17 protein-coding genes are annotated in these 22,009 nt (G+C 63.1%); 7 read left to right on the top strand and 10 right to left on the bottom strand.

The genetic code is table 11. The annotated features are described in order from the left end of the window. Positions 1 to 32: 32 nt before the first annotated feature. Genes hflX through yfcC form a run of 4 tightly spaced genes read right to left on the bottom strand, consistent with a single transcriptional unit; the run spans position 33 to position 3,471 of the window. Positions 33 to 1,256 (bottom strand): GTPase HflX, encoded by a 1,224-nt coding sequence (gene hflX, locus IPK70_14950; protein ID MBK8228455.1) that lies wholly within the window; start codon positions 1,254 to 1,256, stop codon positions 33 to 35. Next, on the bottom strand, positions 1,253 to 1,579 hold the full coding sequence (locus IPK70_14955; protein ID MBK8228456.1) for a c-type cytochrome: 327 nt from the start codon (positions 1,577 to 1,579) through the stop codon (positions 1,253 to 1,255). Before IPK70_14955 ends, hflX begins: the two co-directional genes overlap by 4 nt. Next, complete coding sequence (locus IPK70_14960) at positions 1,576 to 2,010, bottom strand: hypothetical protein (GenBank protein ID MBK8228457.1); 435 nt, start codon at positions 2,008 to 2,010, stop codon at positions 1,576 to 1,578. The genes IPK70_14955 and IPK70_14960 overlap by 4 nt, the downstream gene beginning before the upstream one ends. A gap of 45 nt (positions 2,011 to 2,055) precedes the next feature. Beyond that, the gene (yfcC, locus tag IPK70_14965; GenBank protein MBK8228458.1) at positions 2,056 to 3,471 is read right to left on the bottom strand and encodes a putative basic amino acid antiporter YfcC; all 1,416 of its coding nucleotides are present in this window, start codon (positions 3,469 to 3,471) and stop codon (positions 2,056 to 2,058) included. A gap of 108 nt (positions 3,472 to 3,579) precedes the next feature. On the opposite strand from yfcC, the gene IPK70_14970 reads away from it, so the two are divergent. The 3 genes from IPK70_14970 to IPK70_14980 all read left to right on the top strand — a co-directional run bounded on the left by IPK70_14970 (position 3,580) and on the right by IPK70_14980 (position 7,209). Beyond that, positions 3,580 to 3,978, top strand: coding sequence for a hypothetical protein (locus tag IPK70_14970; protein MBK8228459.1), 399 nt, complete (start codon positions 3,580 to 3,582; stop codon positions 3,976 to 3,978). 122 nt (positions 3,979 to 4,100) lie between these two features. Beyond that, on the top strand, positions 4,101 to 6,350 hold the full coding sequence (katG, locus tag IPK70_14975) for a catalase/peroxidase HPI (protein ID MBK8228460.1): 2,250 nt from the start codon (positions 4,101 to 4,103) through the stop codon (positions 6,348 to 6,350). Positions 6,351 to 6,513: 163 nt separating this feature from the next. Continuing rightward, the gene (locus IPK70_14980) at positions 6,514 to 7,209 is read left to right on the top strand and encodes a two pore domain potassium channel family protein (protein MBK8228461.1); all 696 of its coding nucleotides are present in this window, start codon (positions 6,514 to 6,516) and stop codon (positions 7,207 to 7,209) included. Between the two features lie 170 nt (positions 7,210 to 7,379). Here IPK70_14980 and IPK70_14985 read toward each other — a convergent pair whose 3' ends face one another. Then, positions 7,380 to 8,849, bottom strand: a complete 1,470-nt coding sequence (locus IPK70_14985) for a 1-acyl-sn-glycerol-3-phosphate acyltransferase (GenBank protein MBK8228462.1) — start codon at positions 8,847 to 8,849, stop codon at positions 7,380 to 7,382. On the opposite strand from IPK70_14985, the gene IPK70_14990 reads away from it, so the two are divergent. Next, complete coding sequence (locus IPK70_14990) at positions 8,848 to 9,804, top strand: hypothetical protein (GenBank protein ID MBK8228463.1); 957 nt, start codon at positions 8,848 to 8,850, stop codon at positions 9,802 to 9,804. The two genes, IPK70_14985 and IPK70_14990, sit on opposite strands and share 2 nt — an antisense overlap. Positions 9,805 to 9,809: 5 nt before the next feature. On the opposite strand, the gene dcm is transcribed toward IPK70_14990, so the two are convergent. After that, a complete protein-coding gene (dcm, locus tag IPK70_14995) occupies positions 9,810 to 11,099 on the bottom strand; it encodes a DNA (cytosine-5-)-methyltransferase (GenBank protein ID MBK8228464.1) in 1,290 nt (429 codons plus the stop codon). 89 nt (positions 11,100 to 11,188) lie between these two features. Between dcm and IPK70_15000 the strand changes: the two genes are divergently transcribed. Both IPK70_15000 and IPK70_15005 read left to right on the top strand, forming a co-directional pair. After that, entirely contained in the window at positions 11,189 to 12,337 is a 1,149-nt protein-coding gene (locus IPK70_15000; protein MBK8228465.1) for an aminotransferase class I/II-fold pyridoxal phosphate-dependent enzyme, read from the top strand. Further along, entirely contained in the window at positions 12,325 to 13,104 is a 780-nt protein-coding gene (locus IPK70_15005) for an amidohydrolase (GenBank protein ID MBK8228466.1), read from the top strand. Before IPK70_15000 ends, IPK70_15005 begins: the two co-directional genes overlap by 13 nt. On the opposite strand, the gene IPK70_15010 is transcribed toward IPK70_15005, so the two are convergent. The 4 genes from IPK70_15010 to IPK70_15025 all read right to left on the bottom strand — a co-directional run bounded on the left by IPK70_15010 (position 13,101) and on the right by IPK70_15025 (position 21,013). Further along, entirely contained in the window at positions 13,101 to 18,104 is a 5,004-nt protein-coding gene (locus tag IPK70_15010) for a gliding motility-associated C-terminal domain-containing protein (GenBank protein ID MBK8228467.1), read from the bottom strand. The genes IPK70_15005 and IPK70_15010 overlap by 4 nt on opposite strands. Positions 18,105 to 18,180: 76 nt before the next feature. Next, on the bottom strand, positions 18,181 to 19,791 hold the full coding sequence (locus tag IPK70_15015) for an Ig-like domain-containing protein (protein MBK8228468.1): 1,611 nt from the start codon (positions 19,789 to 19,791) through the stop codon (positions 18,181 to 18,183). Next, positions 19,788 to 20,273 carry a GAF domain-containing protein gene (locus IPK70_15020; protein MBK8228469.1) on the bottom strand — a complete coding sequence of 162 codons (486 nt, stop codon included), beginning with the start codon at positions 20,271 to 20,273 and terminating at the stop codon, positions 19,788 to 19,790. Before IPK70_15020 ends, IPK70_15015 begins: the two co-directional genes overlap by 4 nt. A gap of 32 nt (positions 20,274 to 20,305) precedes the next feature. Further along, a complete protein-coding gene (locus IPK70_15025; GenBank protein ID MBK8228470.1) occupies positions 20,306 to 21,013 on the bottom strand; it encodes a ComF family protein in 708 nt (235 codons plus the stop codon). An 86-nt stretch (positions 21,014 to 21,099) separates the two neighbouring features. Between IPK70_15025 and IPK70_15030 the strand changes: the two genes are divergently transcribed. Further along, complete coding sequence (locus IPK70_15030; protein ID MBK8228471.1) at positions 21,100 to 22,008, top strand: hypothetical protein; 909 nt, start codon at positions 21,100 to 21,102, stop codon at positions 22,006 to 22,008. The last annotated feature ends 1 nt before the right edge of the window (position 22,009 follow it).

Here is a 22,009-nt window from a genome sequence, read left to right on the forward strand (position 1 = left end):
TCAACCCTCAGCCTCGAATCAACCTTCAACCCTCAACCCTCCAAGTACTCGTCCTTGAAGAGCAGGTCGCTTTCGTAGGGATAGCGCGCGATGTGCAGCGCCTTCACGCGCTCGTACAGGAGCTTGCGCAGACCATCGATGTTGGTGCGGTCGGCTGCGCTGATGAAGATGCACTCTTCATGCGTCATGCGCGCGATCCACGTGGCTTTGAGCTCTTCCAGCGTGAATTGCTCCACGCGTTTCGGGGCGAGGTCGTCCGGGTCGTGGGGCGCAGGCCGGTACGCGTCGATCTTGTTGAAGATCACGATCACAGGTTTGTCTCCAGCGCCGATCTCGTTAAGCGTCTGCTTCACGGTCTCGTACTGTTCCTCGAAGTTGTGGTGGCTGATGTCCACCACGTGCAGCAGCAGGTCGGCCTCGCGGGTCTCATCCAGCGTGCTCTTGAAGCTCTCGATGAGTTGGTGCGGCAGCTTGCGGATGAAGCCCACGGTATCGCTGAGCAGGAAAGGCAGGTTGCCGAGCACCACCTTGCGCACGGTGGTATCGAGGGTGGCGAAGAGCTTGTTCTCGGCGAAGACTTCGCTCTTGCTCAGCACGGTCATCAAGGTGCTCTTGCCCACGTTGGTGTAGCCTACCACCGCCACGCGCACCAGCTTGCCGCGGTTGCCGCGCTGAGTGGCCATCTGCTTGTCGATGTCCTTGAGCTGGCCTTTGAGCAGCGCGATGCGGTCGCGGATCAGGCGCCGGTCGGTCTCGATCTCCTTTTCGCCCGCGCCGCCGCGGGTGCCGGTGCCGCCGCGCTGGCGCTCGAGGTGCGTCCATAATTTGGTGAGGCGCGGCAGCATGTACTCGTACTGCGCCAGCTCCACCTGCTTCTTGGCATGCGCGCTGCGGGCCCTACGGGCGAAGATGTCGAGGATCAAGCGCGGCCGGTCGAGCACCGGCCTCGCGATGGCCTTCTCCAGGTTGCGCTGCTGCGCGGGCGTGAGCTCGTCGTCGAAGATCACGCAGTCCGCGCCGTTGGTCTCCATCCATTCCTTCACCTCCGTGAGCTTGCCGCTGCCGATGTACGAGCGGCCATCGGGCGTGTGCAGGCGCTGGGTGAAGCGCTTCAGCGTGGTGATGCTCGCGGTGGTGGCCAGGAACTCGAGCTCGTCGAGGTACTCCTTCACCTGCTCGGGCGATTGCGCGTCGGTGATCAGCCCCACGAGCACCGCCTTCTCGGCCTTGCCAGCGATCTCGAGCGATTCGATCATCTCGCCTTTCCCAGCGTGCGCGTGTAGTCCACCACCGCTTCGATCTCCTTGGCCGTGAGCACGTTCTTGTAGGGCATCATCTTCCCTTTGCCGTTGGAGACCTGTGCGATCATCTCAGCTCGGCTCAGCACCGATGCGGTCAGGTCCTTGGCCTCGTTGAAGCCCAATTTCCCATTGGCGCCGTGGCAGAGCTCGCAGTGCATCTTATAGACCTGCGCGCCTTTGGGCGCCCCATCGGCAGTGGCGGGCGAAGGGGCCATCGCATTGCCGCAGGCAATCGCGAGCAGCACCAACGGCGAGATGACGGATGCTGCGCGGATCATAGCCATCCCTTGCCGAAGGTGCGGCCGATCTCCGTGAGCGGCCACGGTGTGGCGTAGAGCATGAGCGCCAGGGCGATGCCGTAAGGAATGGCGATGAGCATCTGCTTCCGCCGCTCATCCTGGGCGCGCTTGCTCAGCATACGGCCTGTTGTGACCAGCGCGATGGCGAGCACCATGCTGCCGATGTGGACGTGCATGATGTAATTCTGCCAGGCACCGGCATCCTTGCTGTGGAAGGCTGCGGCGTTGGTGGCGTAAAGCACGATCCCGAACACGAGCTGGATGTGGCAGATGACCATGGCCCAGATCGTGGCCATGCGCTCCCATATGATGATGGGCCGCTGCATCAGCCAACCGCGCAGGTTCACCAGGAAGGCGACCAGCACCAGCAGGATCACGGCGTAACGGAGCAGGCTGTGAACGAAGACCATGGCCGGTTGTAGTTGCGGGGCCGAAGGTAGGAGCGTTGGAGGCCCCTATCCAGCGAACACCGCCACGCTGGCACCGAGGAACACCATGCCGGCCACGACCAGCCACAGCATGAGCTTCCAGATCCATTTCAGCCACAGGTTGAAAGGGATGCCGGCGATCTCGAGGATGCCCATGGTGACGCCGCTGGTTGGGATGATGAAGTTGCACAGGCCATCGCCGAGCTGGAAGGCGATCACAGCGCTTTGCCGGGGTATGTGCAGCAGGTCGGCCAAAGGGGTCATCACCGGCATGGTGAGCGCGGCCTGTCCGCTGCCGCTGGGCACGAAGAAGTTGATCGCGAACTGCACGAAGAACATGAGCTGGGCCGAGACCGCGGCCGGCAGACCGCTGATGGCGGCGCTCATGCCGTGGAGCACTGTATCAACCACCTGGCCCTCTTGCATCACGATCAGCACGCTGCGGCTCAGGCCGATGAGCAAGGCCGCGCCCACCATGTCGCGCGCGCCCGCCACGAAGCTCTTGGCCGCCTTCTCGGCGCTCACACCTCCGATGATCGCCGCCAGCACCCCCATGCCGATGAAGAGGCCTGCGATCTCCTCGATGTACCAGTCGAACTTGTTCACCCCGATGATGAGCGCTATAATGGTGAGCGCGAAGAGCACCAGCACCGTGATGCGCCGTGCAGTCAAGGGCCGCTCGCCCAAGCCGCCGGTATCTGCACCCGCGCTGGCCCGGCCGTGCAGCAGTCCGGCCTTCGGGTCCTTCTCGATCCTGGCTGCATAGCGCATCACGAACACGATCGCGATCATTGTGAGCACGGCCCATTGCACCATGCGGAACTCCCAACCGCTGAAGAGCGGCAATTCGCTCAGCCCTTGCGCGATGCCCACCGTGAACGGATTGAAAGCCGCGCCCGCGAAGCCCACGCCCGATCCGAGGAAGGGGATGGCCACGCCCACCACGGCATCCCAGCCCATGCTGCGCGCCAACGGTATGGTGATCATCAGGAAGACCAGCACTTCCTCGGCCATGCCGAAGGTGTTCCCCCCAATGCTGAAGGCCAGCATGAGCATGGGGATCACCACTCGTTTCCGGCCCGGATGCTCCTTCGCCCATCGCAGCACGCGGTAAAGCCCTGCATCGATCGCGCCCGTCGCGTTCAGCACGGCGAAGGCGCCGCCGATCAATAGCACGAACGCGATGATCATGGCAGCTTGATGGTCCGTGAAGCCTTTCACCGGAGCGGTGAAGAAGCCGTACCAGGGCACCGGCGTGGCATCCACAGCGTGGTAGGTGCCGGGCACTACGGCCGTGCGGGTGCCCGCTTCGGTCTGCACTTCTACCCGTTCGAAGGAGCCTGCGGGCACCAGCCAGGTGCAGACCACGGCCAAGGCGAGGACAGCGGCGATGATCAGAAGCGCATCGGGCGCCTTGCGCGTTGGACTGGCAGGAGCTGGCATGCGGCCAAAGTAGGCGGATGACGGGGATTGACCAGATGCATCAGGGCCCGAACGATGACGCGTTCATCCGATACGTTGCCGACCTTGCGCGCTGCAACGTAGATCAGCATGCGCCACCACCTCCTTCTCCTGCTGCTCGCTGCGGCCATGCCTTCCCTTGCGCAGCGGACCTTCGATGTCACGATCGCCGACAGCACCTACCACATGAAGCAGTATTGGTTCGTGCTTTACACGAAAGGCGATGGACCAGCGCTTGACAGCCTCACCGCCGCCAACTTGCAGGCAGAGCATCTCGCGCATCAGGATGCGCAGGGTAAGCGGGGCCTCATCGTCATGGCGGGGCCGTTCGGGAAGAATGAATCCGGCTGGCGCGGTTTGCTGCTCTACGATTGCGAGACGCGTGAAGAAGTGGAGGAGCAGTTGCTGAAGGACCCCTTCGTGAAAGCAGGCCGCCTCAAGTACGAGGTGCATCCATGGTGGGGCGCCATCGGCACACGATTGCCTTGAAGCATGCGTACGAGCGGCTTTTCCGGACCGGGTCATAACCACGGTCGTGACTACTGTCACATGTCAGTCGGGTCGGCGTTCTGATGTCGCAACTTCGCGCTCCCTTAATCCATTCAAGCTCCATGGCACACGAACATCACCACAGCGCCCCGCTCGAGGGCGTCACCCCCAAGTCCGAAGGCAAATGCCCCGTGATGCACGGCGCTCAACGCCTGCCGGTGGCCGGCCGCGGCACCCGCAACAAGGATTGGTGGCCCGAGCAGCTCGACTTGGGCATCCTGCACCAGCATCAATCGGTGAGCAACCCGCTTGACCCCGACTTCAACTACCACGAGGCCTTCTCCAAGCTCGATCTGAAAGCGGTGAAAGCCGACCTCACCAAGGTGATGACCGACTCGCAGGAGTGGTGGCCGGCGGACTGGGGTCATTACGGAGGCCTTATGATCCGCATGGCCTGGCATGCGGCGGGCACTTATCGCACGGCCGATGGCCGCGGCGGTGCCGGCAATGGCAACCAGCGCTTCGCCCCGCTGAACAGCTGGCCCGACAACGGCAACCTCGACAAGGCGCGCCGCCTGCTATGGCCCGTGAAGCAGAAGTACGGCAACAGCCTCAGCTGGGCCGATCTGTACATCCTCGCGGGCAACGTGGCCCTCGAATCGATGGGCTTCAAGACCTTCGGCTTCGGCGGTGGCCGCGAGGACATCTGGGCACCTGAGGAGGACATCTACTGGGGTAGCGAGGGCGAGTGGCTCGCCACCAGCGACAAGCCCAACAGCCGTTACAGCGGCAACCGCGACCTGGAAGCGCCGCTCGCTGCCGTGCAGATGGGCCTCATCTATGTGAACCCGCAAGGCCCTGATGGCAACCCTGATCCGGTAGCCAGCGGCAAGGATGTGCGCGAGACCTTCAAGCGCATGGCCATGAACGACGAGGAGACCGTGGCCCTCACTGCCGGTGGCCACACCTTCGGCAAGATGCACGGCGCCGCGCCCGATTCGAACGTGGGCCCTGCACCCGAAGGCGCGCCGATCGAGGCACAAGGCTTCGGCTGGGCGAACAGATTCGGCAGCGGCAAGGGCAAGGACACCATCACAAGCGGCTTGGAAGGTGCGTGGAAGCCGAACCCGACGAAGTGGGACAACGGCTACTTCGACATGCTCTTCGGCTACGAGTGGGAATTGGTGAAGAGCCCCGCCGGCGGCTGGCAATGGCTGGCCAAGGATGTGAAGCCCGAGCACATGATCCCCGATGCGCACGACCCCAACGTGAAGCACCGCCCCGCGATGACCACTGCGGACCTCTCACTGCGCTTCGATTCCATCTACGAGCCGATCAGCCGCCGTTTCCACAAGGACCCGCAGGCCTTCGCCGATGCCTTCGCCCGCGCCTGGTTCAAGCTCACGCACCGTGACATGGGCCCCAAGAGCCTCTATCTCGGATCGGAAGTGCCGAAGGAGGACCTGATCTGGCAAGACCCTGTTCCCGCCGGCACCAAGCTCGCGGATGCCGACGTGACCGCATTGAAGAGCAAGATCCTCGCGAGCGGCCTCAGCGTGAGCGAGCTCGTCGCCACCGCCTGGGCCAGCGCCAGCACCTTCCGCGGCAGCGACAAGCGCGGCGGTGCCAATGGTGCGCGCGTGCGCCTCGCTCCGCAGAAGTTCTGGGAGGTGAACGACCCTGCGCAGCTGGGTAAGGTGCTCGGCACGCTGGAGAAGATCCAGGCCGAGTTCAAGGCTAGCGGCAAGCAGGCGTCCATCGCCGATCTGATCGTGCTGGGCGGTAGCGCCGCCGTCGAGAAGGCTGCCAAGGATGCGGGCTTCAACGTGGCCGTGCCCTTCACCAGCGGCCGTGGCGATGCCAGCCAAGAGCAGACCGATGTGGAGAGCTTCGCCGTGATGGAGCCCCAGGCCGATGGCTTCCGCAACTACCAGAAGAAGCTCTACAGCATCCCCGCCGAAGAGATGCTCGTGGACCGCGCGCAGCTGCTCACCTTGAGTGCGCCGGAGATGACGGTGCTCGTGGGCGGCCTACGCGTGCTCGGCGCCAACACGGGCGGCAGCAAGCACGGCGTGTTCACCAGCAAGCCCGGCCAGCTCACCAACGACTTCTTCACCAACCTGCTCGACATGGGCACCGCATGGACCGCCCTCAGCAACGGCCACACCGGCACCTACGAGGGTCGCGACCGCAAGAGCGGCGAGCTGAAGTGGACCGGTACCCGCGTGGACCTGGTCTTCGGCAGCAACTCGCAGCTGCGCGCCATCGCCGAGGTCTACGCCCAGAACGACAGCAAGGAGAAGTTCGTGAAGGACTTCGTGAAGGCCTGGGCAAAGGTGATGGAGCTTGATCGCTTCGACCTGAAGAAGTAGTCGACACGAATACCTACGAGTGATGAAGGCGGCCCAATTGGGCCGCCTTCATGCTTTTCAAGCGGATAGGCCACGCTTTGATGAAGTGCATGCCGCGGCGATGAGCGCCTCCATACCTTGCTGGCATGCAGCTGAATCGAGCTGAAGAGCCATGCGAAGAACGATGAACAAGCTCCTGATGGGCAAGCCCTCCATGAACGAAGGTGAGCGGCACAGCACCTTGGAGCGGCGTTGGAAGAACGTGGTTGCGATCTGGAACAATTCGTTCGAGGAGGATGCTGGGCTCGAGAAACTGGTGCGCCTGATCCTGGCCGCATCGCAGTTCCTCTTCCCGGGTGTTTACATCAAGCATGCGTTCTGGCGATCCGGTCCCGTGCATCAGGACCTGGCCGTTGAGGTCTTCGTGCTCCTCAAGACGGTCTTTCCCTTGGTTGTGCTCTGGTTGGGCTGGTGGGGCGAGCCGGTGGTGCTCGGGCTGGTGATCTGGTTCACCATGGAGACGCTCTTGTACATCCCCACCCTGATCTTCGCTTCCGATGCGCTGCCCTCGCCCCGTTCTTACCGCCGCTCCAAGCTGCTCATCTTCATCAACTACCTGGAAGTGGTCTTTGCGTTCGCGGTGATCCACATGGATGGCCAGTACATGAATCTCCCGCTCATGAAGTGGACCGATGCCGTGTACGTGTCATTCGTCATCACCAGCACAATCGGATTCGGCGAGTACTATCCGATCAGCGGGATCGGCAAGCTGGTGATCTCCATCCAATCGGTGTTCTACTTGAGCTACATCGCCCTCTTCATCAGCTTCTTCAGCTTGGGCCATAACAAAGGCTACTTCGAGGGTTTGGATAAGCGCTGAGGACGCCTAAGCCTGCAACGATTCTCGCTCTGCCGCTTCGGTCCTCGATGAGCTTGTCGGAATGCCCCATCGATGGACACGGGCCGGCAGTGAATGAACAGGGCCCCGCAGGAGGCGAAGAACGCTCTGGGATCTCCGCAGCCCCGCCGATCCGGAGAGAGCCTTGCTGATCACAAGCTCTTCCGGGCCTCGGCAATGGCCTCCAGGATGGCATCGCGCTCGCGGAGCATTTCGTGCTTGCGTGCTGCTGGCACCACGAAGCGGAAGCGCAGCATTCGAACGAATCGCTGGACCTCGGTCCAGTACCACATGGTGGCATATCCTGCGATCGGCAGTGCCAGCGCGAAGAGCAGATTGGTCCATGCACCCTCGTCGATGTACTGATGGAAGGCCCAGGTCTCGAGCGCATAGAACATCGGGAAGCAGATCAAGCCGACGATCATCTGAACCGGCGCCTTGTATTCGATGTCGAGCCGCGATGCCTTGAACACCTGTGAGGGCAGGATGTATGGCAGGTAATTGGTGATCAAGCCGAATAGGTAAAGCGGCGCCAGCAGCAGGAGCTCCGCCAGATAACCGATGCACAGCAGGAGGAAACTACTCTGCAGGAACGCATTGGTGTAGAAGCCGGGCGTGAGTCGATCGGAGCGCAGAGCGTCGAAGAAGGCGAGCAGTCGGGCTCCGGTGCGTGCGTACAGCTCAGGTCGCGCGTCGCGCAATCGGTGCAGGGCATCGGCGAGCTGCTTGCGCACGAGGAGCGATCGTCGCGGGTCCTCATGCAGATCAGCGGCAGGGGTCGCATAGGTGGTGAAGAAGTTGTGCGCCTTGATGAGCAGGTCCTCCTGATCCTTGCCGGTGGTCCACGGCAGCTTCTTGGCCAGTGCTTTCCGGATATCGGACGTCAAAGCCTCAACGGCCTCGGTCTCGTTGTGCCGGTGCGCTTCGCGATACGCTGAAGCCATGATCGGCTTGCCCACTGTTACGCGCACCATGCTTCGGAACTGGATCGCGTCGGAATAGTCGAGCGCGATGGGCACGATGCAGAGCTCGCCCGGCCCTGCGTAGCTGAGCGCGATGCGCGCCGTGCCGGTCTTGATCTCGCGCAGGTTGATCTCGTAGTGGCTGCTCCCTTCGGGGAAGATGAGGAGGGTGCCGCGTTGCGCGAGGTACTGATGGCATTGCCCGAAGGCCTGCGTGTTGTCGGGCTTCTCGCCGGGGGCCACATCCTTCTTGCGGAAAATGGGGATCACGTGGAAGTAGCGGAACAGGGCGGCGAGCGCGCGGTTCCGGAACAATCCAGCATTCGCCACGAAGCCGATCCGCTGCTCCACCGCCGCAGCGATGAGCAAGGGGTCCATGAGCGTGTTCGGGTGGTTGGCCACGATGATGGCAGGCCCGCCATCAGGCAGCTTCTCCAGGCCCGTCAGGACGATCCGCTTGAAGTAGACCCCCGTGCAGATCTGAACCAGGATCTTCAATAGCCCATAGAACATCAAGGCGAAGTTGGTCAATGGCCACGGATCACCCTTCCTCGCGGCCTTGAAGGCATTTAGAAGCGTTGGCTCTTCCAATGCAAGCTTCTCCGTTAATGAACCGTTCAGCGGGCGGCGTGTACCGCCATCCACCAATCCTACCACCATGCTCCAGCTCAGATCATTCCGCCTCGCACTTGCTGCCCCTTTCGCCGTTGCCACCGTCATCGGCACGGCCCAGATGAATGCGGAGAACCTCCAACCCGTATTCGCTCAAGAGGCCTCGGGGCGCTTCGATTGCGAGAAGCTCCGCCTCATCCCAATCATGGGCAACGACGCCTATCGGGATGCTTACAAGGACATGGGCGAGCTCGTGCCCATGAACAAGGCCCTTCAGGATGGCCGGTTGAAGGTGAAGGAGCAGGAAGGCGGTGCCACGGTGAACACGCTGCAGGTGGAGAACACCTCGAAGGACACCATCTACCTGATGCAGGGCGAAGTGGTGGTGGGCGGGAAGCAAGACCGCATGCTGGCGCAGGATGTGATCGTGCTGCCGGGCGCAACCCTGAGCATCGGGGCTTTCTGCGTGGAGCACGGTCGCTGGCAAGCCGGAAGCACCGGCCACGAATTCAAGGGCACCATCGGCGTTGTGGGCCAAAAGGCGCGGAAGGCCGCTGCGGTCGAAAAGGAGCAGACCCGCGTTTGGGAGGAGGTGGCCAAGGACATCAAGAAGAATGAAACGGATACGCGCAGCGGCAGCTATGCCCATTTGATGCAGGACAGGGAATTCCAAGCTGACCGGCAGCGCTACCGCGAGAAGCTGCTGGGCCTGCCCGCAGCGAACAGCCATGTGGTCGGCGTGATCGCCATCAGCGGCGACAAGGTGGTCGGCTGCGACGTGTTCGCCACGAGCGCGCTCTTCGCGCAAGCGTTCCCGCAACTGGTGGATGCGTACATCGCGGAGGCGCTCAACAACGGCAAGGCGGTGACCATGACCGATGCGCAAGTGGCGGAGTACTTCGCGAAGCTCTTCGCCGAGGAGGATGGACTGGAGAAACGCACCGAAGGGAGCGGATACCTCTTCAAGAGCAATGGCCGCAAATACCGTCTGAGTAAATTCTGAGCGGTTCAGGGCTTGCGCCCCGCCCTAAGGCCGGCGCTCTTCACGATGCGCGGAGCTGCAGCCTGGCCGACGCGCTCCTTCAGCACCGCGCCCACTCTTTCCACGATGCCCACCACGAGCGCATTGCCCATGAAGAAGGCGCGCCTCGCATCGCTTGCTCCCTTGGTGTGGTCGTCGGGGAACATGTTGAGGCGCTCGAGCTCGATGGGGGTGAGCCTGCGCAGTATGCCTTTGCCTGTGCGCACCACATGCTTGAACCGCGAGGGCGATGATCCGCCCTCTCCGGTGATGATGGTGCGCGATGGCTTATCCAATGCATCCGGGAAGACCATGGAGCCTTCGGAATAGCGGTATGCGAATCCACTGCTCTTGCTGGTGCGCGACTCACTCTTGCTCCCCTTCAGGTATTTCCATTGCGCGAGCTGATGCGCGCTGATCCGGAAGGTGGCGGGCACCTTGCTCTCCGGTTGCAGCACCGAGCCGAGCGTGGTGCGCGCACCATCGTAGGCCGGCACTACGCGTGTGGTCCAGACCTTCCGGCCATGCATCATGCCGGCTTCCGCGAAGGGCCCCCTGGTCGCGCTCTTCCCTTTATTGAATCGCTGCGTCAAGTGTGCGAGGTCGCCTTCGATGCTGAACGCCGCGAAGCCCGAGGCGCCAAGCGCTGCGGGGAACGCCTCGGCGAAGAGCCCGGTGCTCGCGATCCACTCCCATGGATTCGCATCCTGCATCGCGCTGGCCATGCTTGCGCCGGCATGGCAGCCCAGGAAGAAGACGCGCCGCCTGCGTTGCGGCATGCCGTAATCAGCAGCATTGATCACGCGCCATTCCACGGCATAGCCGAGGTCGGCAAGCGAGGCCAGCATCACTGCGAAGTCGCGCCCGCGCTGCTTCACCGGTGATTTGAGCAGGCGATCAACGTTCTCGAGGAAGAGAAATGGCGGGCGCTTGGCCTCGAGGATGCGGTGGATCTCCCACCAGAGCACGCCTTTCTTCCCCGCGATGCCCTTCGCTTGCTTCAGGGTCTTGGCCACGGAATAGTCCTGACAAGGGAAGCCGCCCACGAGCAGATCGTGATCCGGGACCGAGCTGGCCGGCACCGTCGCGATGTCGCGGTTCTCATGGCCATGCGCACCGAAGCGCGCAACGTAGATATCCGAGGCATCCTGATTCTTCCGAGCCGGCTCCCATTGGTTGCTCCACACCACCCGGAAGCGCTCTGATGCCTGCTCCAGACCGATGCGGAATCCACCGACTCCGGCGAACAGCTCAACTACCCGGATCGGTTCCTTCATCGGTGCCGCGCCAAACATATCGCGCCCGGGCTCAGCGATCAAGTCCTGAGCAACCGCTCCCGCATGGGCAACCCGTTTAGCTTCGGCCCATGCCCTTGATCCTGCGCTCGAAACTGCCCGACGTGGGCACCACCATCTTCGCCGTGATGAGCCAGCTCGCTCAAGAGCATGGTGCCATCAATCTGGGGCAGGGCTTCCCCGACTTTCCCATTGATGAGCGACTGAGCGATCTGGTGCATGCCGCCATGCGCGCTGGTCACAATCAGTATGCGCCCATGCCGGGACTGCCAGCGCTGCGCGAGGCCATAGCTGCCAAAGCCGAACGGCTCTACGGCCATGCCTACGAACCCGGCTCCGAGGTCACCATCACCGCAGGTGGAACGCAAGCCATCTTCACCATCATCGCGGCCTTGGTGCATGCGGGCGATGAGGTCATCATCGTTGATCCGGCCTACGATTGCTACGCGCCTGCCGTGGAGCTTTTCGGCGGCAAGCCGGTGCATGTGGGCCTCGGTGCCGATATGCGCTTCGACCATGCGGCCGTGGCGCAGGCCATCAACCCGCGGACGCGCTTGCTCATGATCAACACGCCGCACAACCCTGCGGGCACCATCCTGCGCGACGCGGATATGCAGCGCATCGCGGCGATGCTGCGGGGAACGGGCATCCTGCTGCTGAGCGACGAGGTGTACGAGCACTTGGTCTTCGATGGCGAACCCCATGCATCGGTGATCCGCTATCCTGAATTGCGCGAGCGGGCTTTCGTGGTCTTCAGCTTCGGCAAGGTCTTCCACGCCACGGGCTGGAAGATGGGCTACGCCCTCGCCCCGAAGGAGCTGATGGGCGAGTTCCGCAAAGCGCACCAGTTCAATGTGTTCAGCGTGAGCACGCCCATGCAGCATGCGCTTGCCGGCTACATCGCGGATCCGTCCAATTACGCGCAGGTGCACGCGCTCTATCAGGCAAAGCGCGACCGCTTCGCTGAGGGCATGCGCGGCTCGAGCTTCCGGCTGATGCCCTGCGAAGGCAGCTACTTCCAGACCGCTGATTACAGCGCCATCAGCGAAGAGGGCGATCGCGCATTCGCCGAGCGCGTGACCCGGGATCACGGCGTGGCGAGCATACCGCTATCGCCGTTCTACAAGCAGCCGCGCGCCGATCAGCGGCTGCTCCGCTTCTGCTTCGCCAAGCGCGACGATACCTTGGACGCCGCCATCGAACGCCTATGCAGGATCTGAAGGTCTCCATCGTGCAGCGCATGCTCCATTGGGAGGATGCCGATGCCAACCGCCGCATGTTCTCGGAAGCCATCGCGCTGCTGAAGGGCGACACGGACCTGATCGTGCTTCCGGAGATGTTCACCACGGGCTTCAGCATGCGCAGCGAGGAGCTGGCCGAGACCATGGACGGACCCACGGTGGGCTGGATGCGCGCACAGGCCGCATCGGTCGATGCTGCGCTTTATGGCAGCGCGATCATCATGCAGGGAGGCAAGTGCTTCAACCGTGGGCTCTTCGTGAAGCCCGATGGCGAGGTGACCGTGTACGACAAGCGCCACCTCTTCCGTTTCGCGAACGAGACGCAGCACTATAGCGCTGGCAGCGAGCGCATTGTGGTGAGCTGGCGCGGCTGGCGCATCCTCTTGCAGATCTGCTTCGACCTGCGCTTCCCGGTTTTCGCGCGGAATAGGGGCGATTACGATGCGATCCTGTATGTGGCCAATTGGCCTGAAGCGCGGCGCTTCCCGTGGAGCCAGCTGTTGATCGCGCGCGCCATCGAGAACCAATGCTACGTGGCGGGCGTGAACCGCGTGGGCATGGATGGCAAGGGGATCCACTACAGTGGCGACAGCGCGCTCATCGATCCGCGCGGCGAGTTGATGGCTTGCGTTGAGCCATCGCAAGAGGGCAGTGCCACTGGCTCCTTCGATTGGAACACGCTGGAGGATTTCCGCGCGAGATTCCCGGTGGCCATGGAGGCCGATGCTTTCGACCTGCTCCTCTAACGCAGCACCTGGATGTGGCCGAGCTGGTTCTGCGTAACGCCGACGGTGCCCTCCTTGTCCGTGTAGAAGGCGTATTCGAGGCGCCAGACGTACACATCGTCCGGTACGATCTCTCCAGCAAAAGTGCCGTCCCAGCCGAGCGTGGGGTCCTCGCTCTCGAAGAGCTGCTCTCCCCAGCGGTTGAACACGCGCAGCACCATGGTGGCGATGCTCTTGCCTTGCGGGATGAAGATGTCGTTCACGCCATCGCCGTTGGGCGTGAAGGTGTTCGGGATGAAGATGGTGGCCGGGCAATGCTCGATCACGCGGGCGCTATCGGCGGTTGAGCAGTCGTACTGGTTGGTGATGTGCACATAATACCAGCCGTAGGCGCTGGCCATGATCACGCGCGTGGTGGCACCGGTGCTCCAATCATACCGCGAGCCGGCATTGCCCGCATCGATCACCACGTAGCGCGGCTCATCGTCGAGGCACGCGTGGAACTCATTCACCGCCATGCGCGCGGGCGAAGGGTTGAAATGCACCGTTATCGCATCCGAGCGCGAACAGGCGCCGTTGTGCGCCGTCACGGAGTACGTGCCCGGCGTTCCGACCATGATCGCACGGGAGGTGCTGCCGTTGCTCCATTGGTAAGTGGAACCCGGGTTGCCCGCGTCCAGCTGCAGGAGCTGCCCTTCGCAGAGGACCGTGTCCTGTCCGAGTTCCACCGAAGGCGGTGCGATGAACTCGGCGTTGGCGCTGAAGGTTCCGGCGCAGCCTGCAGCATTCGTTACCGTTACCGAGTAGCTGCCCGATGCGCTCACCGTAATCGATTGCGTGGTGACGCCAGTGCTCCACAGGTAGGTCGCTCCGGCGTTGCCTGCGTTGAGCGTGGCGCTCTCGCCGACGCAGCGGAGCACATCGCTCAGGGCATTCACGGGTGCGGGCGCCACGTCGATGGCGATGGCATCGGTCGCCGCGCAGTAGCCGTTGCTCACCGTAACGGAGTAGTTGCCGGCTTCGCCGGTGCTGATGCTCTGCGTTTGCGCTCCGGTGCTCCAGGTGAACGAAGCGCCGGTGTTGCCCGCATCGATGGTGATGGGCTGGCCCTGACAGATGGTGGTGTCGTTGCCCAACGTCACCGTGATCTCCGGTGCCAGTGTCACCTCGGCATCGAAGGTCGCGGCGCATCCCTGCGCGGTGGTCACCGTAACGCTGTAGGATCCGCTTGTCGCGGGGGTGATGGATTGCGTGATGGCCCCAGTGCTCCACGCATAGGCGGATCCCGGATTACCCGCATCCAAGGTCGGCGGCGATGTGATGCATGCACTCGCGTCCTGCAAGGCATCCACGGGCAGCGCATTGAACTGCACGTTCACCGCATCATTGGCGCTGCACCCTTGCGGCGTGGTCACCGTGACGCTGTAGTTGCCGGTGGCCGATACACTGATGGTCTGGGACGCTGCGCCTGTGCTCCACGCGTAAGCTGCGCCGGGATTGCCGGCATTCAGGTTCTGCTGCGATGCTCCGCACACGCTCAGGTCGGGGCCCAGGTCCACGATGGGCGTTTCGTGCAATGTGACGTTGAAAGTGCAGATGGCTTGGCAACCGTTCGCATCGGTGATGGTCACCGTGTGCGGCCCGCTCTGGCCAGGCACGATCGAAGGCGTTGTTGCACCGGTGCTCCACAAGTAGCTTACGCCCGCAGCAGGAGCGGTGAGCGTGGGCGGCGCGGCAGCACAGGCACTCACGTTCTGCGATGAAGGAACACCGGCAAAGGCGCGAGTGATGGTCACCTGATCGCTCACCGAGCACCCGAATGCATCGGTCACGGTCACGGTATAGATGGCGCTGGCGTCAACAAGGATCGAAGGTGATTGGATGCTGCTGGAGTTCAGGTTCGCGGCTGGCGACCAGCTGAAGCTCGCGCCTTGCACATTGTGCTGCACGCTGAGTTGGTGTCCAAGCACGGAGCAGAGCGTAAGGTCAGCGCCTGCATCGGCACTGTAGCCGCTGTTCACCGTGATGGTGATCGAAGCGCTGAGCTGGCAGCCTGTGGCAGTGTGCGTGGCGGTGCAGGTGTAGGTGGTGGTCGAGGTGGGTGTTGCCGTTGGGTCGGCGATGGCGTCGTTGCTCAGGCCGGCACCCGTCCATGAATACGTCATGCTCCCGCTCCCGTTCACCGCGGCGTTCAGCAGCGTGCTTTGACCGGGGCAGAGCGTGGTCTGCGCGGCGGTGATGCTCAACGCGAAGAGCTGACCTACGGTGATCGTGGTCTGCCCGCTGGCTGCGCAACCGTCACCACTGATAGCGGTCACGGAGTAGGTCGTGGTCTGCGCAGGGCTGGCAATGGGGTCGGCGATGGAAGGGTCGCTGAGCGAGCCGTTGTTCGGGGTCCAGGAGTAGCTGATGTTCGATCCTGAACTGGGCGAGGCGTTCAATTGAACGCCGGTGAGGGAGCAGAGCGTGGCGCTGGGCGTTACGTTGAGATCGAATGCCGGGGCCACGGTCACGTACACGGAGTCCTTGTACACGCAGCCCGCGGTCGGGTCGGTGGCGCTGAGCACGTACCATCCGCTCGTTGACGGCGTGGCCACAGGCGCATGGCTCGTCGGGTCGTTGAGCGTTGCGGCTTGCGACCACGCGTAGCCCGCGAAGGAATCATCGTAACGGGTGAGCAGGAAATCGTCAATGGCCCAGTTGTCGTGCCCGGCTCCCTGGTTGGCGAGCTGACGCAGCCTGAACATCGTGCTCGCGGTCTGCGCGGCTGCCGGTATCGGCGCATTCACCGGCGTGAAGCCCGGGAAATCCGTTTCATTGTAAGTGGCGACCGCTGTCCAATTGAGGCCGTTGTTGTTCGAGTATTCAAGCACCACATCGTCCCCGGGATCGGCATCCTCGCAGGGCGCGATGCCATCGGCGATCTTCAATCGGAAGCGCACGAAGCCGCCTCCTGTGGTGTTGAAGGCCGCTGTCTGCGTGCTTCGCTGGCCATTGCCGTTGAAGTAGAGCGCGGAGCCATTCGCGCTTCCGCATGCTATGCTGATCGCACCGCCTTGCACCGCGGCCCACATCGTGCCCGGTGGCGCGTCGAATTCGTCATGCGCCACTGTGCGCAGGACACGGCTATTCAGTTGCGTGTTGTTGCCCAAGCACACCGTGGCAGGCTCGGCGCTCACATCCAGCTCCACGATGGCGCCGGGCTGCACGGTCACGAGGATGCTGTCGGTCATATCGCCGCAACCGGTCGGGCTCACCACTTGCACTCCATACCAGGTGGTGGCCAAGGGCGTGGCCTGCGGCGCGTTCGAGCCAGCATTGGTCAGGCTGCTGCTGGGCCACCAGCTGATGTTGAACCAGGCGGGATCAGGTGGCGGCAGCAGTCCCAGTTGCACGGGCTCGTACTGGCATGAGCTTATCGTCTGCTGCCCGTTCGCTGTCAGCAAGGTGGGAATGGTGAGCGGGATGCCCACATTGTAGGTGAACTCGCTAGGGCAGCCGCTCACGGGGAGCAGGCCGCTCACACGGTAGCTCTCGCTCTGCGTTGGCGTGATGGTGATGCTGTTGCCGGTCCCGATCACCGTGCCCGGTGCGCTCAAGGCCACCCATTCCGCATTGCTGAGCGGTGTGGGGCTGCTCAGCGTGATGGTGCCGGAGCCGCAAACCGTGCTGTCCTGCTGGGTGCTGATCCGTGCGATGTCGTGGACGGACGCGGCGTAGCTCTCGCCGAATCCGATGCCGAAGGCGTATGCCTGGAATCCGGCCGGGCAGGTGATCCTGTGCTGGCCGGCGGCTACGGGCACCTTGGCATGGGCCCGGTCCGCGCAATCCGCATAAGGCTGGAAGAGCGCAGGGTTCACCTGAACGCCATCGATCTGCACCTGCCCGGTAGCCGAGGCCGGCACCACGATGCTCAGGCTATGCGCATTCACTTGCGGGCTGTTGCTGGTGTGGAAACGCGCGCTGCGCGACGTGCGCTCCACCGGCGAGAGGATCACCAGCGAGGGGTCGCCGTTGCCGGCGCAGCTATAGCCTTCCATGATCTGCGCGACGCTCACTGGGTGCGTGGCTTCGATGCAGACCGGGGCAGTGGCGCCATTCACCTCATGGCGCTGGCCTGCGTTGAGCAGGATCGGCGCGCCTCCGGCGATGGTCACAAGGGTGCCGTCGGAATGCGCCATCACGCGATAGGTGATGGTGGTGGCGCCTTGGGCCATGATCGTATGGTAGCGCGTCCCCCAAGCGGATATCGGCAGGCATTGCTCAAAGATGTGGTCGCATGCCGAGCAGCCATTGGGTGAGGTGCCGCACATGCTGCCGCCGATCACCACGAACGGACGGCAAGGCCCGCTCTGGTCAGTCGCTTCGATCAGGCTGCCGGTGAGGTTCAGCAGATCGGTTGCGGCCTGCACCTGATAGGCTTGGCCAGCATCCAGGTCGACGATGAATGGCACCCCAGCGGCCTGGCCGTTCGCTGTGAGGGCTGAAGGCGTTATCCGCACTTGCGTTCCATCCTCCGTGGCCAGCACGGCGAATTCGCTCTTGTGCAGATTGTTGAAGTTGGGCAAACCGTTGTGCGCTTCAACCCGGTACGTGGTGCCCAACGATGTCATGGGCAGCACTTGGCTCAGGTCATGCGTGTAGTTCTGGAAGCTGGCCATGAATACGTTCACCGTATCCTGCGCCTCTATCAGCACGCCGCGATTCTGGATGGCGCCAGAGCCGGTGAGCTCGGCTGATGTGGGCACGTCGATGATCGCTACGCTGTTCGCGCCCACGCTGAAGGGCTGGCTCCAGCCAAGGCCGGGAATGCTGATGGTTCCAGCGGTCGCAATGGGGCTTGCAACATGCAGTTTCAGGGATTGAGCCCCGAAGCCGTTCTGCATGAAGGTGGTCCAGAAGGTCTTGCCGCGGGTTGGCAATGCGCTGCTCGGCTGCGCGACCAGGGCAAGTGCCGAGGCGGCCAGGTAGCCGAGCGAGAGCAAGCGCCAGTAAGCGCGGTTCAGGTCATGAGGGCTCATCCAAGCCGTCGAAGAGTGGTTCACGGCGGGCTTTCTACGGTCCTTGCCCATCAGGGTTCCGTAGGAGCAGCGAGCGCTAATCGCCCTTCAATTTCCAGTCGATTCCAAGGTCCCAGCCTGCGCGAACCTGAATGGCCTCGCCATGCAGACGAACCCGCTCCGGTTGTCGCTGCTCTTGCCAACGCCCCGCATCCCATCGGCCATTGCCATTGGCATCCTCGATCAAGCGAAGCGAATGAATGCCCGGCTCCAAGCGCTCCCAGCTCACGCGCTCACCTGGCCTCACATCGATTCGCTTGCGCACCACGATGCCGCGCGCGTCGAGCAACTCCAGGACAAGCGGTCCGCTCACCTCCGGTTCTGAGGCGACCGTCACGCGCAGGATTCCCGTGGCCGACGCTGGTGCGGCTCCCATCACGATTCGCAGGGTGTCGTGCGTGCCGCCGTAGATGTCGCGCAGCGCTTTGGGAAGGAGCAGCAGCTGCGCCGATGATGGCAGCGGTCCATCGACCTCCACGGTAAATGTGCGCGAATCGGAACTGTCGGGCCTCAAGCTGCATGCGAGTTCCGTGCTGTCCGCGATCAAGCGCACCAGGCGCTGATCGATTTCAGCTATGGGTCGCGAGGCCCGGATCATCGTGCTGGCCCCCATGGTGACCGTGGACTTGACCGAGTGCACGGTGAGGGCGAATGGCATCGGCCGCAGCGGCCGGTACCGAAGGGTGTCCAGCGGGCCATCCTCAGTGCTCAGCTCATAGCGGCCCTCCCCGAGCGCGGTGGTGTCGGATGGCCAGATATGAACGGTGTCCCGCATGACGCCCCACTCAGACGCCCAGTTCAGCGCTCCGCCTTCACGGGACAGATCGCGCACGGCGATGCGTTCCGCCGGCCGTGCGAGCACGATGCGCCATGCACGATCATCGGTGATGGAGGTGGAGACCACACGCTGCTGCGCACTGGTCTCTTGGAAGAGGCGCAGGCTCAACAGCCTGGCCAGGCTGTCACTGGGCGCGTGCGGCGATATCGGTTCCGGCCTGAACGCGATTTCTTCAGCAGGCAGGTCGTATCTGTAGTTTCCATTGAGGTCTTTCAATGCCGTGATGCGCAGCATTTGGTCCGGCAAGTGGCGCAGGACGAATCGCCCTTCCTTGTCTGTTCTTGCAGCGAAGGCGGGCCGGCCTTGGGTGAATGCCGAAGAGTCTTCCGGGGCATAGGCTGAAACGAGCACGCCTTCCTGCGGCGCCAAGGTGTAGGCGTTGGACACCGCGCCGGTGATCGCAAGGCTGTCTAGCGCATCGCCCGTGCTGAAGATGTAGGTGAGGCCAACGGCCGGATTGCCCTCTGTCAGGTCCTGGATGGCCTCACCTACGGCGAAGCTGTAGGTGGTGCCCGGTCGCAGCGCGCCGCTCCAGCTCACTTCCGCTTCGCGAGCACCCGTCAGCTTGATTGCTGGCGGCGGGTCCAACGGGGGCGAAACCAGCAATCCGGCGGCGGGTCGCTTCACCTGCACGCGCTCATCGAACCGCAGCACGAAACGGCCACCAGCGAAACGCAAGCTGCCGGAGGCAGGTGAGGCGCTCACCAGGCGCGGACCTGATTCGTCCTTTGGCCCGCCTGATATTTCGCGCACTTGCGCGCATCCGGAGACGAGCAGCGCGAAGAGCACGGCGCCGGCTCCACGCATCATTCGAACAGGGGTTGCAGCGTCTCGCACAGGGCCTCCAGGCCATGTACGTCAACAGTTCCGAAATCGTCCAGCACAGCACTATCGATATCGAGCACGGCGGCCACGCGACCACCGCTGTCGCGCAATGGCACAACGATTTCTGAGCGTGAATGCGGACTGCACGCGATGTGCCCTGGGAATTGCCCGACGTCTGGCACCACCAGGGTACGCTCCTCCTTCCAAGCGCTTCCGCAGACCCCCTTGCCGAAACCGATGCGGCTGCAGGCCACCGGGCCTTGGAAGGGCCCGAGCACCAGTTCTGCGCCCACTACGCGATAGAAGCCCACCCAGTGCCAGCCGAAGGTCTCCTTGATGAGCGCGGAGAAGTTGGCCATGGCCGCGATGGGGTCGCGCTCATCATCGAGGAGCTCTTTCCACTGGGGGCCAAGCGAATCGTATGCGGCGACTCGTTCGGCCGAGTTCTTCTTCGATGGAGTGGTCATGCGTTCTTCGATGCGGGCCGCGAAAGTACCCGCTAAGCAGCGGCTGCGGTGAACAGGCTCACCCGCGCACCGGGGGCCGAGAGGATCGCCGCAGCGCACGCTTCAGCCGTGGCCCCGGTGGTGACCACATCATCCACGAGCAGCACATGACGGTCACGCAAGGACATCGGGTCCGTGAGTTCGAAGGCTTCCTTCACATTGCGCCAGCGATCCAAGCGGCCCTTGCGCGTTTGCGTGCTGGTGCGCTCAGCGCGTTGCAGGAAGCGGTGCATGGGTTCGAACGGAAGAACTCCGGAGATGCCCTCGGCCAGGAGCCGGCTCTGGTTGAAGCCGCGCTGCCTTTCCTTCCGCGGGTGCAGGGGCACGGCGATCACCGCATCGATCCCGTCGAATCGGCGGCAGGCCTTAAGCTCTTCGCCCATCAGCTGCCCGATGAGCATCGCTGCTTCACGGTCGTGCTTGTACTTGATGCGGTGAAGGATGCGTTGCACCATGCCGTGGGCGCTGAATCTGAGGAGCGCGCCTGCGGATGCCAGTTCCACTTTCCCGTGGAAGAGCCGCTCCACGGGATTCTGCGGGTCGTTGTTGAAGTGCGTGCGTGGCAGCTCTCGCAAGCAGGCGTCGCACAAGCAATCCTCGTGGCTGAGCAAGGCCGTGTCGCAACCAGCGCATCGCTGCGGCACAAGCAGCCCCCATGCATCGTGCAGCCATATGCCGAGCGTGCCGCGTGGTTTTCCCATGCTCGTGTTGATAAGCGGGCCTGCGTCCGGAGGATGCCCCCCCGAGCGGGAGTAATTTAGCCCGCTGTAACGCCTCCTTACAAAGTATGGAACCGAACTCACCGCAAGCGGGGAAGAACCGCTCGAACACCGGACTGCTTCTGCTGGTGGTCCTATTGCTGATCAGTAATGTGGTGATGCTATGGCTGCTGATGCAGCGCGGCAAGGAGGTGGAGGTGGGCCAACAGCAGGTGGCTGCCCTCGAGACCCGGAACGAGGATGTGCTGGGCATGCTGGAACGCACGCTGAACAGCTACGATTCCCTGCAGACCGAGAACGACACCATCCGCCAGGAACTGGAATTGCAGAAGCAGCAGATCCAGGAACTGATGGACAAGGTGAAGAGCGGGAACTACAGCCTTGCGAAGGCGAAGAAGGAAGCCGAGACGCTGCGCTCGATCATGAAGAACTACATCGCGCAGATCGATTCCCTGAACCGCGCCAATCAAGAGCTGACCGCCGAGAAGCAGCAGCTCACCCAAGAGCTGGGCGAGGAGAAGGCGCAGAAGCAGGCTCTGGCAACCGAGAAAGAGGCGCTTGCAGGCAAGGTGGCCAAGGGGGCGGTGCTGCACACCACCACCATAACGGCCGGCGCGCTCTTCGTGCGCAACAGCGGCAAACAGGTCGACACTGAGCGTGCGAGCAAGGCGGAGATGATCAAATGCTGCTTCACCTTGGGCGAGAACAAGGTGACCGATGCAGGCGACAAGACGCTCTACATGCGCGTGATAAGCCCCGATGGCAAGGTGCTCCCCACGAACGAGGGCAACAACCGCTTCAAGTTCAACGGCGTCGAAGGCGAGTACAGCGCCAAGCGCGATGTGAACTACCAGAACCAGCCGCTGGATGCCTGCGTTTTCTGGACAGGCGGTGAGGAGCTGCGCACGGGTCAGTACATCGTGGAGATCTACGAGGCCGGCTCGCTCGTGTCGAAGGCGAACTTCGACTTGAAGTAGC

It is taken from the genome of Flavobacteriales bacterium (genome assembly GCA_016712535.1).
GTDB lineage: Bacteria > Bacteroidota > Bacteroidia > Flavobacteriales_F > PHOS-HE28 > PHOS-HE28.